Source organism: Pseudomonas acericola (SeqCode), from assembly GCF_053456465.1.
Map to the genome: position 1 here is coordinate 64,737 of NZ_JBRFJB010000007.1, position 13,565 is coordinate 78,301.

Annotated in this window: 10 protein-coding genes; 9 read left to right on the forward strand and 1 reads right to left on the reverse strand. The window is 62.4% G+C overall.

The window, feature by feature from the left end; genetic code table 11:
* From ACU688_RS22905 to ACU688_RS22925, 5 genes are all read left to right on the forward strand, one after another.
* Complete coding sequence (locus ACU688_RS22905) at positions 1–3,498, forward strand: DUF2339 domain-containing protein (RefSeq protein ID WP_448186477.1); 3,498 nt, start codon at positions 1–3, stop codon at positions 3,496–3,498.
* A complete protein-coding gene (locus ACU688_RS22910; RefSeq protein ID WP_448186478.1) occupies positions 3,498–4,847 on the forward strand; it encodes a DUF3999 domain-containing protein in 1,350 nt (449 codons plus the stop codon). The genes ACU688_RS22905 and ACU688_RS22910 overlap by 1 nt, the downstream gene beginning before the upstream one ends.
* A 96-nt stretch (positions 4,848–4,943) precedes the next feature.
* Complete coding sequence (locus ACU688_RS22915) at positions 4,944–5,954, forward strand: class 1 fructose-bisphosphatase (RefSeq protein ID WP_017734859.1); 1,011 nt, start codon at positions 4,944–4,946, stop codon at positions 5,952–5,954.
* A 176-nt stretch (positions 5,955–6,130) separates the two neighbouring features.
* Positions 6,131–6,385: a hypothetical protein gene (locus tag ACU688_RS22920; RefSeq protein ID WP_017734861.1), complete on the forward strand. Its 255-nt coding sequence runs from the start codon at positions 6,131–6,133 to the stop codon at positions 6,383–6,385.
* Positions 6,386–6,415: 30 nt separating this feature from the next.
* Positions 6,416–6,985: a lipocalin family protein gene (locus tag ACU688_RS22925; RefSeq protein ID WP_017734862.1), complete on the forward strand. Its 570-nt coding sequence runs from the start codon at positions 6,416–6,418 to the stop codon at positions 6,983–6,985.
* Positions 6,986–7,115: 130 nt separating this feature from the next.
* Here the strand turns inward: ACU688_RS22925 and ACU688_RS22930 are convergent, their stop codons facing one another.
* Complete coding sequence (locus ACU688_RS22930; RefSeq protein ID WP_448186479.1) at positions 7,116–8,480, reverse strand: formimidoylglutamate deiminase; 1,365 nt, start codon at positions 8,478–8,480, stop codon at positions 7,116–7,118.
* 147 nt (positions 8,481–8,627) lie between these two features.
* Between ACU688_RS22930 and hutC the strand changes: the two genes are divergently transcribed.
* The 4 genes from hutC (at position 8,628) to ACU688_RS22950 (ending at position 13,505) form a co-directional block, all read left to right on the forward strand.
* Positions 8,628–9,338 carry a histidine utilization transcriptional repressor HutC gene (gene hutC / locus ACU688_RS22935; protein WP_017738808.1) on the forward strand — a complete coding sequence of 237 codons (711 nt, stop codon included), beginning with the start codon at positions 8,628–8,630 and terminating at the stop codon, positions 9,336–9,338.
* Positions 9,335–9,895 (forward strand): HutD/Ves family protein, encoded by a 561-nt coding sequence (locus ACU688_RS22940; protein WP_448186480.1) that lies wholly within the window; start codon positions 9,335–9,337, stop codon positions 9,893–9,895. Before hutC ends, ACU688_RS22940 begins: the two co-directional genes overlap by 4 nt.
* 405 nt (positions 9,896–10,300) lie before the next feature.
* Entirely contained in the window at positions 10,301–11,971 is a 1,671-nt protein-coding gene (gene hutU, locus ACU688_RS22945; protein ID WP_448186481.1) for a urocanate hydratase, read from the forward strand.
* An 88-nt stretch (positions 11,972–12,059) separates the two neighbouring features.
* A complete protein-coding gene (locus tag ACU688_RS22950) occupies positions 12,060–13,505 on the forward strand; it encodes a purine-cytosine permease family protein (protein ID WP_448186482.1) in 1,446 nt (481 codons plus the stop codon).
* The last annotated feature ends 60 nt before the right edge of the window (positions 13,506–13,565 follow it).

Sequence of the window (13,565 nt, forward strand, 5' to 3'; positions counted from 1 at the left end):
ATGCAATGGATTTTCATGCTGATTGGCCTCGCGCTCGGCTGGACACTCGACGAGTCGTTCAGTGACGCCGGCATCGGTGCGCTGCTGGGCCTTGGGCTTGGCCAGGCGATCCGCCTCACGCAGCTGTCGGCCCAGGCAGACAAGCAGGCAACCCAGCTGGAAACCACACAAAAGGCGCTGATCGCCCTGGGTGAACGCCTGCGGCAACTGGAAGTGCCCGCGCCACCAAGCAGCGCCATCGTCGAACCCCCAATCCCCGAGCCAACCCCCGTGGCCGAGGCGCCCGAGCTGGTCTGGGAACTGCCGGCCGAATTGGCACCCGTCGCCGTGGTGGCCGAAACAAGCCGGCCACTGCCGGAAGACGCCTGGGCCCCAACGCCCCGCCCGGAAAAAGAACCGGCAATCCCCCGTGGCCCCAACCTGATCGAACGCGCTATCAGCGGTGCGCGCAATTGGCTGTTTGGCGGCAACACCGTATTGCGTGTGGGTGTGGTGCTGTTGTTCCTCGGCCTGGCCTTCTTGCTGCGTTATGCCACCGAAGGCATGGTGGTGCCGATTGAACTGCGCTACGCCGGTGTCGCCGCCGCTGCCATCGCCCTGTTGGGCCTGGGCTGGTGGCTGCGCCTGCGCAACAGCAACTACGGCTTGATGCTGCAAGGCACCGGGATCGCGGTGTTGTACCTCACGGTCTTTGCGGCGATGCGCCTGCATCCGCTGATCGACCCCAGTGCAGCGTTGGGCTTGCTGGTGGCGGTCACGGTGTTCTCGGCGATCCTGGCGATTACCCAGGACGCCTTGGGCCTGGCCTGCGCCGCCGCGCTTGGCGGCTTTGCGGCGCCGATCCTCACGTCCACCGGCGCGGGCAACCATGTGGCGTTGTTCAGCTACTTCGCCTTGCTCAACGCCGGCATCCTCGCCATTGCCTGGTTCAAGGCGTGGCGCCTGCTCAACCTGATCGGCTTTGTCGGCACCTTTGGCATCGGCTTCGCTTGGGGCATGCGCTCCTACACGCCGGAACTGTTGTGGAGCACCGAGCCATTCCTGATCCTGTTTTTCCTGATGTACCTGGCCATCGGCCTATTGTTTGCCCGGCGCAAGTTGTTGGAAATGGGTGACGCGCCTGCAGGCCGTGATGCGTTGCTGCGCTGGTCGGCTGCCAAGGGCGATTATGTCGACGGCAGCATGCTGTTCGGCCCGCCGCTGGTGGGCTTTGGCTTGCAGTTCGCGCTGGTGCAGCACCTTGAGTTTGCCGCCGCGTTCAGTGCGCTTGGCCTGGGCATTATCTACATGGGGCTGGCGCGACTGCTCAGTGGCGGCCGCGCGTTGTTGTTGGCCGAAACCTGTCTGGCACTGGGTGTGATCTTTGCCAGCCTCGCGATCCCTTTGGGGCTCGATGCACGCTGGACCGCTGCCGCCTGGGCCGTGGAAGGCGCCGGGATCTTCTGGCTGGGCTTGCGCCAGCAACGGCCATTGGCACGGGCGTTCGGCTTGCTGCTGCAAGTGGGCTCGGCGTTGGCGTTCCTCAGCGAGTTACGCGTTGGCGAACACACCTTGCTCGATGGCGCACCGCTGGGCGCGCTGCTGCTCGGCGCGGCGCTGCTGTTCAGCTTCGATCAATTGCGCAAGGCACCGAACGAACAGGCGGCGGACTGGGAGCGCAAAGGCCTGCCGGTGTTGGCGAGCCTGGGTCTGACCTTCTTGTATCTGCTTGCACCTTTGCTTCTGTTGACCCAAGGCACCGCCATCAGTTGGGCCATCGCCGGTCTGGCGACGCTGTTTGTCGGCCTGCGCATCGGCTCGCGCACCTTCCTCTTCACCGCGTTCGCCGTGCAGCTGTTGGGCGGCGCGTTGTTCCTGCTGCGCTTGCAAGGCGGTGAAGGCGCGGCGGTGTTCAGTGCGGGCTGGAGTGGGTTGCTCACCGCGTCGCTGATCGGCCTGGCCTTGATCGGCGGGATGTTGCTGGCGGCACGCGACGACATGGTGCGAGGCGATGTGCGTTTGCTGCGCGGGCTGTCGGTGGTGCTGCTGGCGGGTTTAGTGCTGATCAACCTCGCGGTGCTGTTTGTGCTGCCGTGGCAAAGCGCCAGCGGCGTGTGGGCGGCCAGTGGTCTGTTGATCATCTGGTTGAGCCTGTACCTGCAGCAGCGCGTGAGTTTTGTATTCGGCTTGCTGCTGCAACTGATCGGCGGCGGTTCATTCCTGCTGTCGGTGCCGGAACTGCTGGGGCCGTTGACCAGCGAAGGCTTGCGACCCTTGGCCCATAGCGGTTTCTGGACGCCGTTGGTGCTGGGCCTGGCCGCACTGGTCGGCGCCTGGCGCTTGCAGCGTCAACCCCATGCGCCGGTGTTTGCCGTGTTGAAACTGCAACGCCTGTCCGACCTGCTGCTGGTGTGGGGCGCGGCGTGGTGGGTGTTGGCGCTGGTCGGCGAAGTGCTGCGCTTTGCCCCGCGCGAGGTGCAAGGCGCGTTCCTGTTGGCCATCGCCGCCGTGAGCGTGGCGATCTGGACGCTGCTGGCCGCCCGCCTGAACTGGGCGTCGCTGGGCATGCTGTGCACCTTGTTGATGCCCGCAGCGGGCGTGGTGTTGCTGGTGTCTGCCCATGCCTATTACCACCCGGCGGCGCAGTTTGGCTGGCTAGCGTGGCTGGCGGTGTTCGCCGTGCATTTCATCTCGCTGCGGCGCTTGGCGACGACGGTTCCTGCCAAGGTGCTGAGCGCTGCCCACGTGCTCGGCTGCTGGATGCTGATCGGCGTGTTGGCGCTGGAATTGCGTTATGGCCTGTTGCTGCTGTCGGATCAGTACAACGCCTGGCGCTGGCTCGGCTGGGCGATCCTGCCCAGCGTGTATCTGGTGCTGGCGGCTGCGCCGCGCAGTTGGCCGTGGCCGGTGGCGGCGTATCCACGGGAATACCGCGTGCTGGCCGCGCTGCCGTTGGCGGTGCTGATGCTGGGCTGGTTCTGGTTGGCGAATAGCTTCAGCGACGGCACGGCCGAGCCGTTGCCTTATGTGCCGCTGCTCAATCCGCTGGATCTGGGTTTGCTGTTCGCGTTGCTGGGTATCTACCTGTGGTCGCGTAGCGCAGCGCCGGAGCGTGGGCCACGTGTTGAGTTGATTGCCCAAGGTGTGGCGGGCATTTCGTTGTTTGCGTTCTTTACCGCGTTGGTGATGCGCACCGCGCACCATTGGGGCGGCGTGCCGTTCCAGTTGGACGCGTTGCTCGAATCGATGCTGGTGCAGGCCGGCCTGTCGATCGTGTGGACGCTGATCGCCCTCGGCCTGATGATCGGCGGCCACCTGCGCCATCGTCGCGAAGTGTGGCTGATCGGCGCGGCGCTGATTGCGCTGGTAGTGGCCAAGCTGTTTTTTGTCGAGTTGAGCAACCGTGGCGGGCTGGCGCGGATCGTGTCGTTTATCGGCGTGGGCGGCTTGTTGCTGGTGGTGGGCTACTTTGCGCCGCTGCCGCCCAAGCGTGTGGAAACTGAGGGAGCATCGTCTTGATGGGCAAGCTGAGTCTGAGTGGGTTGGCGATGTGGTTGCTGTGTTCGGCGGCCTACGCCCAGGAAACGCCGGCGGACTTTGCGGTCCAGGTGCCGCTGGCGGTGAGCGGCGCCGGGCCTTGGTATCGCCTGGAGGTGCCGTTGGCGGTGCAATTGAGTGCGCGGCAGGCAGATCTCAGCGACGTGCGGGTGTTCAACGCCGCCGGGGAACCGCAGGCCTACGCGCTGTCCCGCCAACCCGCGCAGCGCAGCGAAAGCCGCCATGTGGCGGACGTGAAGTGGTTCCCGCTGTACGCTGCCGACACCCATGAAGCCTTGCCAGGCGTGGTGATGAAATCCACCAGCGAAGGCACGTTGCTGGAAATCCGCCCCTCCACGCCCCAGGTACAGCAGGTGTTGCGCGGCTGGGTGCTGGACGCCAGCGCGATCAAGGCGCCGTTGCAGCAACTGAGCCTGGACTGGAGCCGCGAGCAAGAGGGTTTCCAGCGTTTCAGCATCGAGGCCAGCGATGATTTGCAGCACTGGACGCCTTGGGGCGACGGGCAAGTGGCGCGCCTGTCGTTTGCCGACGAGCGGGTCGAGCAGCACGACGTGAACCTGCCGGGGCAATCCGCGCGTTACCTGCGCCTGGTGTGGCAAGGCCAGGCGGCGCCGCAGTTGACTTCGGCCAAGCTGGTCAGCGCCACGAGCAGCAGCCTGCCGATGCCGCTGGTGTGGTCGCAGCCGTTGGCGGGCACACGGCACAAGGCGGGCGAATACAGTTGGCAGTTGCCGACCGGGCTGAATATCGAGCGCTTGCGTGTCGAGTTGAATCAGCCGAACACCTTGGCACCCGTGACGTTGTCCGGCCGGCGCGACAGCCAGCAGGCCTGGCAACCGTTGAGCAACGGTTTGCTCTACCGCCTGACCCAGAACGGCCAGGACGTGGTGCAGGATGAGTTGCCGTTGCCGGGTCAGGTGGTCACTGAGCTCAAGTTGCAGGTGGACGAACGCGGCGGCGGCCTGGGTGTCGAGGCGCCGGCCCTGCACTTTGCGGTGCGCGCCACGCAGCTGGTGTTCCTGGCGCGGGGTGAGCCGCCGTTTACCCTGGCGCTGGGCAACGCGTCGGTGAAGGCGGCGAATCTGCCGTTGACCACGTTGATCCCGGACTACAGTGCCGAGCGCTTCAAGACGCTGGGAGAGGCGAAGGTAGCAGGGGAGGTGGTGGTCAAAACAGCCAGCGTTGCCGCTGCGCCCGACGCCGGTGCCGACTGGAAGAAACTCGGCCTGTGGGCCGTGCTCCTGCTCGGTGTGGCGGCGCTGGGAGGCATGGCCTACAGTTTGTTGCGCAAGCCCCAGGCCAAACCGTGAACTCTATTGGCGTTAAATCCTCTGATTAGAGGAAATAAGCCCCGACTCGCGTTAAACTGCGCGGGTTTTTAAGCCCCCCATTCTCCGGAGCCTTACATGTCCCGCGTTACCTTGAGTCGCTATTTGATCGAGCAGACCCGCAGCAACAACACGCCTGCCGATCTGCGCTTCCTTATCGAAGTGGTGGCGCGTGCTTGCAAGGAAATCAGCCACGCCGTGTCCAAAGGCGCACTGGGTGGTGTCCTGGGCAGCATGGGCACTGAAAACGTGCAGGGCGAAGTGCAGAAGAAACTCGACGTGATCTCCAACGAGATCCTGCTCGAAGCCAACGAATGGGGCGGTCACCTGGCCGGCATGGCGTCCGAAGAAATGGACAATGCCTACCAGATCCCGGGCAAATACCCGAAAGGCGCGTACCTGCTGGTGTTCGACCCACTGGACGGTTCGTCCAACATCGACATCAACGCACCGGTTGGCACCATCTTCTCGGTACTGCGTTGCCCGAACGAATACCTGAGCCAGAACGAGCCGCTGAACGAAAAAGCCTTCCTGCAGCCAGGCACCCAACAGGTTGCTGCCGGCTACGCGATCTACGGCCCACAGACCATGCTGGTGCTGACCCTGGGCGACGGCGTCAAGGGTTTTACCCTGGACCGCGAAATGGGCAGCTTCGTGCTGACCCACGAAGACATCACCATTCCTGCCGCTACCCAGGAATTCGCGATCAACATGTCCAACCAGCGCCACTGGGAAGAACCGGTGACCCGCTACGTCGGCGAGCTGATGGCGGGCGAAGAAGGTCCATTGAAGAAAAACTTCAACATGCGCTGGGTGGCCGCAATGGTGGCCGACGTGCACCGCATCCTGACCCGTGGTGGTCTGTTCATGTACCCACGCGACAGCCGCGAGCCGTCCAAGCCGGGCAAGCTGCGTTTGATGTACGAAGCCAACCCGATGTCGTTCCTGGTTGAGCAAGCGGGCGGCGCGTCCACCGACGGCCACCAGCGCATCCTCGACATCCAGCCGGAAGGCCTGCACCAGCGTGTGGCGGTGTTCCTGGGTTCGAAGGAAGAAGTTGAGCGTGTGACGGCGTATCACAAAAAGTAAATTGCTGCGATAAGTGATCGGCAGTGTTGTGAGCCGAGTCACCCTAAAAGAAGCCCCGAAACGTTTCAGCGTTTTCGGGGCTTTTTTGTTTTTGCCCGTCGGGAACCAGAAACCCCTTTTCCCTTCTAAGCTTCTGGCAGACCCCCATGCTGCTTCGTCCCTCCAGGAGTTTTTCCATGTCGTTACGCCGTCTCGCCCTGCTGACTTTTTGCGTGCTGTTGGCCGCTTGCAGCAAGGTCAACCAAGAAAACTACGCAAAGCTGTCGGCTGGCATGGCCAAGGCCGAGGTGGAGTCGCTGTTGGGTAAGCCGACCGATTGTTCCGGCGCACTGGGCATGTCCAGCTGCACCTGGGGCGATAAAACCAGCTTTATCAGCGTGCAATATGCCGGTGACAAGGTTCTGATGTTTTCCGGGCAAGGCCTGAAGTAAACCGGGGCGCGAGCCTGCGGGAGAAGAAGAATGATGCGTTTTGTTTTATACCTTTGCGCCAGCCTGTTTTTGGCAGGCTGCGCCAGCCATTCTGGCGATGATCTGCAACCCAAGACCGCGAGCAACGTCAACCTCAAGCGGTACCAGGGCACCTGGTACGAGCTGGCGCGATTGCCGATGTACTTCCAGCGCAACTGCGCGCAGTCCGAAGCCCGTTACACCCTGTTGCCGGATGGCGACATGTCGGTGTTCAACCGCTGCCTGACGACTGAATGGAAGTGGGAAGAAGCCAAAGGCACGGCCACGCCGCAAGTGCCGGGCAAGACCGATAAGCTCTGGGTGGAATTCAACAACTGGTTTACGTCGTTGCTGCCGGGCGTCGCCAAGGGCGATTACTGGGTGCTGTATGTCAGCGATGACTACAAGACCGCGATTGTGGGCAGCCCGAGCCGGCGTTACATGTGGATCTTGTCGCGTACGCCGACGGTCAATGCGGACACCCGCGAAGACCTGCTGAGCAGGGCGCGACAGCAGGGGTACGACACAACGCGGTTGATCTGGCGTACGTCGGACAAGCAGATGGCGAAGACCTCACAGTAATCCTGAGAGCAGCGGTGATCCAATGTGGGAGCTGGCTTGCCTGCGATGGCATCACCTCGGTATGCCTGAAACACCGAGGTGCCTGCATCGCAGGCAAGCCAGCTCCCACAAAAGCCAGCTCCCACATTTTTTAACCGAGTAGGTCCTTCAGGACCTGGGTGAATGCGCGATTGCTGTCTTCTTCGCCGGCATGATGTCCATCGCGAACCACCCACTTCCCATTCACCAACACATCCCGCACCTGCCGATCCCCGCCCGCAAATAACCAGCGATTGAGAATCCCATCCTCGCTAGCCGTCGCCAGGTACGGATCATTGCCATCCAGCACCAGCCAATCCGCACGTTTACCCACTTCCAAACGACCAATCGGCTGACCCAACGCCTGGGCACCACCGTCCAGCGCCGCATCAAACAGCGTCCGCCCGACCATCGGCTGATCACTGCGATACAGACGATTGCGCCGCTGATCACGCAGGCGTTGCCCGTATTCCAACCAACGCAACTCCTCGACCACGCTCAACGACACATGGCTGTCGGACCCAATCCCCATGCGCCCGCCCTGTGCGAGGAAATCCACCGCCGGGAAAATCCCATCACCCAGGTTCGCTTCGGTGGTCAGGCACAACCCCGCAATCGCCCGGCTCTTGGCCATGCGCGTGATCTCATCCGCATCGGCGTGGGTGGCATGCACCAGGCACCAGCGCTCATCCACTTGCACATTGTCATACAGCCATTGCAGCGGGCGTTTGCCGCTCCTGGCCAGGCAGTCGTCGACTTCCTTTTGCTGTTCGGCGATGTGGATATGCACCGGGCAGGCCTTGTTGCTGGCCGCCAGCACTTCGTTGATTTGTTGCGGCGTGACCGCGCGCAGGGAGTGGAAACACAGGCCCAGCTCTTGCGCCGGTTGCGCGGCGAGGATCGGCTGGAGGCGCGCTTGCAGGTCCAGGTAGTTTTCCGTGCTGTTGATAAACCGGCGCTGGCCCTCGTTCGGCGCTTGCCCACCAAACCCTGAGTGGGTGTAGAGCACCGGCAACAGCGTCAAACCAATCCCGCTGCTGGCCGCCGCCTGGCTGATCTGCCGCGACAGCTCGGTGCAATCGGCGTAGGGCGCGCCGCTGACGTCATGGTGCACGTAATGAAATTCGGCCACCGAGGTGTAACCGGCCTTGAGCATCTCGATATACAGCTGGCGCGCGATCACCTGCAATTGCTCCGGGCTGATCTTGCCGACCATGCGGTACATCAGGTCGCGCCAGGTCCAGAAGCTGTCGTTCGGGTTGCCCGCCACTTCGGCCAAACCGGCCATGGCGCGCTGGAATGCATGGGAGTGCAAGTTCGGCATGCCCGCCAACACCGGGCCTCTCAGCCGTTCGGCGCCCTCTGCACTGGCGTTGGCCGCAACCTGTGTCAGCAGGCCATCGGCGCTGACTTCAAGACGTACATCATTGGCCCATCCATTAGGCAGCAGTGCGCGTTCGGCAAAGAAAGCGGACATGATCAAGGCACCCCGGTCGTGTGTTTATTTGTATATACATATACAGACGTTTGCCTGCTCGGTAAACTCCGGCAATCTATGCATCTTTTCCCCCTGCAAGGATTCCCTGTGCCGACTCCGCCCGCCAAGTCTTCGCTGGCTGCCCACATGGACGAAAGTCCGGCGCCCTTGTACGCCCGCGTCAAACAGATGATCAGCCAGCAGATTCTCAACGGCAACTGGCCGCCCCATTACCGGGTGCCTTCGGAGAGCGAGTTGGTCAGCCAGCTGGGCTTCAGCCGTATGACCATCAACCGCGCCCTGCGCGAGCTCACCGCCGAAGGGTTGCTGGTGCGCATGCAGGGCGTCGGCACCTTTGTCGCAGAGCCGAAGAGCCAGTCGGCGCTGTTTGAAGTGCACAACATTGCCGATGAGATCGCCTCACGCGGTCATCGGCACACGTGCCAGGTCATCCACCTGGGCGAAGAGGCCGCCGGTTCCGAACGCGCCGTCGCCCTGGAAATGCGCGAAGGCGGGCGGGTGTTCCATTCGCTGATCGTGCACTTCGAAAACGATATCCCCGTGCAAATCGAAGACCGCTTCGTCAACGCCCTGGTCGCGCCGGAATACCTGCAACAGGATTTCACCCAGCAGACCCCTTACGCCTACTTGAACCAGGTGGCGCCGCTGACCGAAGGCGAGCACGTGGTGGAAGCGATCCTCGCCGACGCCGCCGAGTGCAAGCTGCTGCAGATCGAACCCAGCGAGCCGTGCCTGTTGATTCGCCGCCGCACCTGGTCTGGTCGCCAACCGGTGACCGCCGCGCGGTTGATCCACCCCGGTTCCCGTCACAGCCTGGAAGGACGTTTCAGTAAATGAGTGCAGTGAAAGTCTGGCGCGCCACTGACTACGTGCGCATGCCGTGGAAAAACGGCGGCGGCAGCACCGAAGAAATCACCCGTGACGCAGGCGCCGGCCTGGATGGTTTTGGCTGGCGCCTGTCGATTGCCGATATCGCCGAGTCGGGCGGGTTCTCCACCTTTGCCGGCTACCAGCGTGTGATCACCGTGATCCAGGGCGCGGGCATGGTGTTGACGGTGGATGGTGAAGAGCAACGCGGGTTGTTACCGCTGCAACCGTTCGCGTTCAAGGGTGACAGCCAGGTGGCGTGTCGTTTGATCACGGGGCCGATCCGCGATTTCAACCTGATCTATTCGCCAGCGCGTTATCACGCGCGGTTGCAGTGGGTGGATGGTGAACAGCGGATTTTCACTACGGCGCAGACGGTGTTGGTGTTCAGCGTGGCGGATGAAGTGAAGGTGTTGGGTGAGAAGCTCGGTCATCACGATTGCCTGCAAGTGGACGGTAACACTGGCCTGCTGGATATCTCCGTAGCCGGCCGCAGCTGCATCATCGAACTGACCCAGCTCGGTTAAAACCTGTGGGAGCTGGCTTGCCTGCGATAGCGGTGTTTCAGTAGCAGATGTACTGACTGACACACCGCGATCGCAGGCAAGCCAGCTCCCACATTTGTTTCCCTCTGTTCATTCGATCTGTTTCCAACCGGCGCACCAACTTGTTACCGAACGCCCCAGCATGGCGCAAAGCCATGCCGACGCAACAAACATCCCCCGCGACAAAACTCTCCCGTAAGAAATTTCATCAACCCCCGAAGCCTTAATTTCCAAGGCCCGCACGCCCTTTCCCCAAAAATCCCAACAGCCCCCTCAGCAAGTTGGCCGCTTGATTGCATATGCTTGTATGTACAAGTAAAGATGTGTGCGTAAGAGTCCACATCGCACCAATCAAGTATGCGCATCGATCGCTGAGGAGTCTGAGTTGTGACCAAGCCTACTAAATACCGTGACGTAGAAATCCGCGCCGCCCACGGTAACAAGCTCACCGCCAAAAGCTGGCTGACTGAAGCGCCGCTGCGCATGCTGATGAACAACCTCGACCCACAAGTGGCCGAAAACCCGAAAGAGCTGGTGGTGTACGGCGGTATTGGCCGTGCGGCGCGTAACTGGGAGTGCTACGACCAGATCGTCGAAAGCCTCACCAATTTGAACGACGATGAAACCCTGCTGGTGCAGTCCGGCAAGCCGGTCGGCGTGTTCAAGACCCACAGCAACGCCCCGCGCGTACTGATCGCCAACTCCAACCTGGTGCCGCACTGGGCCAGCTGGGAACACTTCAACGAACTGGATGCCAAGGGCCTGGCCATGTACGGCCAGATGACCGCCGGCAGCTGGATCTACATCGGCAGCCAAGGCATCGTCCAGGGCACCTATGAAACCTTCGTCGAAGCCGGTCGCCAGCACTACAACAGCGACTTGACCGGGCGCTGGGTGCTCACCGCCGGCCTCGGCGGCATGGGCGGCGCGCAGCCATTGGCCGCGACCCTGGCGGGCGCATGCTCGCTGAACATCGAGTGCCAGCAAGTCAGCATCGATTTCCGCTTGGCCAGCCGCTATGTCGATGAGCAAGCCACCGACCTCGACGACGCCCTGGCGCGTATCGCCAAGTACACCAAGGAAGGCAAGGCAATCTCCATCGCCCTGCTGGGCAACGCCGCAGAAATCCTGCCGGAACTGGTCAAGCGCGGCGTGCGCCCGGACATGGTCACCGACCAGACCAGCGCCCACGACCCGCTCAACGGCTACCTGCCCGTCGGCTGGACCTGGGACGAATACCGCGCCCGCGCCAAGACCGAGCCCGCCGCCGTGATCAAGGCCGCCAAGCAGTCGATGGCCGTGCACGTCAACGCCATGCTGGACTTCCAGAAGCAAGGCATCCCGACCTTCGACTACGGCAACAACATCCGTCAGATGGCCCAGGAAGAAGGCGTGGAAAACGCCTTCGACTTCCCGGGTTTCGTTCCGGCCTACATTCGCCCGCTGTTCTGCCGTGGCATCGGCCCGTTCCGCTGGGCGGCGCTGTCCGGCGACCCGCAGGACATCTACAAGACCGACGCCAAAGTCAAAGAGCTGATCCCCGATGACGCCCACCTGCACAACTGGCTGGACATGGCGCGCGAGCGCATCAGCTTCCAGGGCCTGCCGGCGCGTATCTGCTGGGTTGGCCTGGGCCAGCGCGCCAAGCTCGGCCTGGCGTTCAACGAAATGGTGCGCAGCGGCGAGCTGTCGGCGCCGGTGGTGATCGGACGTGACCACTTGGACTCCGGCTCGGTGTCCAGCCCGAACCGTGAAACCGAAGCCATGCAGGACGGTTCCGACGCCGTGTCCGACTGGCCACTGCTCAACGCCTTGCTCAACACCGCGAGCGGCGCGACCTGGGTTTCGCTGCACCACGGTGGCGGCGTTGGCATGGGCTTCTCCCAGCACTCCGGCATGGTGATCGTCTGCGACGGTACCGACGAAGCGGCTGAGCGCATTGCCCGCGTACTGCACAACGACCCGGCCACCGGGGTGATGCGTCACGCCGATGCCGGTTACCAGATCGCCATCGACTGCGCCAAAGAGCAGGGTCTCAATCTCCCGATGATCAAGTAACTCAATGTGGGAGCTGGGCTTGTGTGGGAGCTGGCTCCCACAGAAGAACAATCGAGACACCGAACAATCCACCAGAGGTTGAACCGACATGGCTGCAAATGACACCACCCCGTTGATCGAGAAACGTTCGATCGACTACATCCCGGAAGCGGAAAGACACGGTCGTCTATTTAGCCAGTTCACCCTGTGGATGGGCGCCAACCTGCAAATCACCGCGATTGTCACCGGGGCCTTGGCCGTGGTGTTGGGCGGTGATGTGTTCTGGTCGTTGATCGGTTTGTTCATCGGCCAACTGCTGGGCGGTGGGGTCATGGCGTTGCATGCGGCGCAAGGGCCCAAATTGGGCTTGCCGCAGATGATCTCCAGCCGGGTGCAGTTTGGGGTGTATGGCGCGGCGATTCCGATCGTGCTGGTGTGCTTGATGTACCTCGGGTTCACGGCAACGGGCACGGTGTTGTCCGGCCAGGCGCTGGGCCAGTTGTTTGGCGTCAGCGACAGCGTCGGCATCCTGATTTTTGCCAGTGTCATCGTGCTGGTCACAGTGCTCGGCTACCGGGTGATTCACTTCATCGGCCGTGTCGCCAGCGTGATTGGGGTGATTGCCTTTGTTTACCTGTTCAGCCGCCTGATGAGCCAGACCGACGTGGGTGCGCTCCTGCAAATCCGTCACTTCAGCTGGAGCAGTTTCCTGCTGGCGGTGTCGCTGGCGGCGTCCTGGCAGATCGCCTTCGGCCCGTACGTGGCGGACTATTCGCGCTACCTGCCGAGCAGCACGTCGTCGGTGAAAACCTTCCTCGCGGCGGGTGCGGGCTCGGTGATCGGCGCCCAGGTGGCGATGGTCCTCGGCGTGTTTGCCGCAGCCATGTCCAATGGGCAATTCGCCGGTCACGAAGTGGCCTACATCGTCGGCTTGAGCGGTACCGGTGCCACCGCTGCGCTGCTGTATTTCAGCATCGCGTTCGGCAAGGTGACCATCTCTACGCTGAACTCCTACGGCAGCTTCATGTGCATCGCCACCATCGTCAGCGGCTTTCGTGGGCGCATGGAAGTTACGCGCATGCAGCGCCTGGTATTCGTGCTGGCCATCGTCGGCACGGCGACCCTGATCGCCTTGCTGGGCCAGCACTCGTTCCTCGGGGCGTTCAAGTCGTTCATCTTGTTCCTGCTGGCGTTCTTTACGCCCTGGAGCGCGATCAACCTGGTGGACTACTACTGCATCACCCGCGACCGCTATGACGTACCGGCGCTGGCCGATCCGAACGGTCGTTATGGCCGCTGGAACCTGCTGGGTATCAGCGTCTATGTGTTCGGTGTGCTGGTGCAGTTGCCGTTTATCTCTACCAAGTTCTACACCGGCCCCTTGGTGGCTGCCCTGGGCGATGTGGATATTTCCTGGATCATCGGCCTGGTACTGCCAGCCGCGCTGTACTACGTGTGTGCGAAAAAATGGCACGGCAGCGTGCCCGCTCAACTGATCCTGCCAACAGAGCAGGGCGCTATACCAACAACACCCGGGCTGGCGGCACAAGCCTGATGGGACGTGGACAGGGCAGGATGCCTACTGACTGCCGTAATCCATTTCAAGATTGGGAGC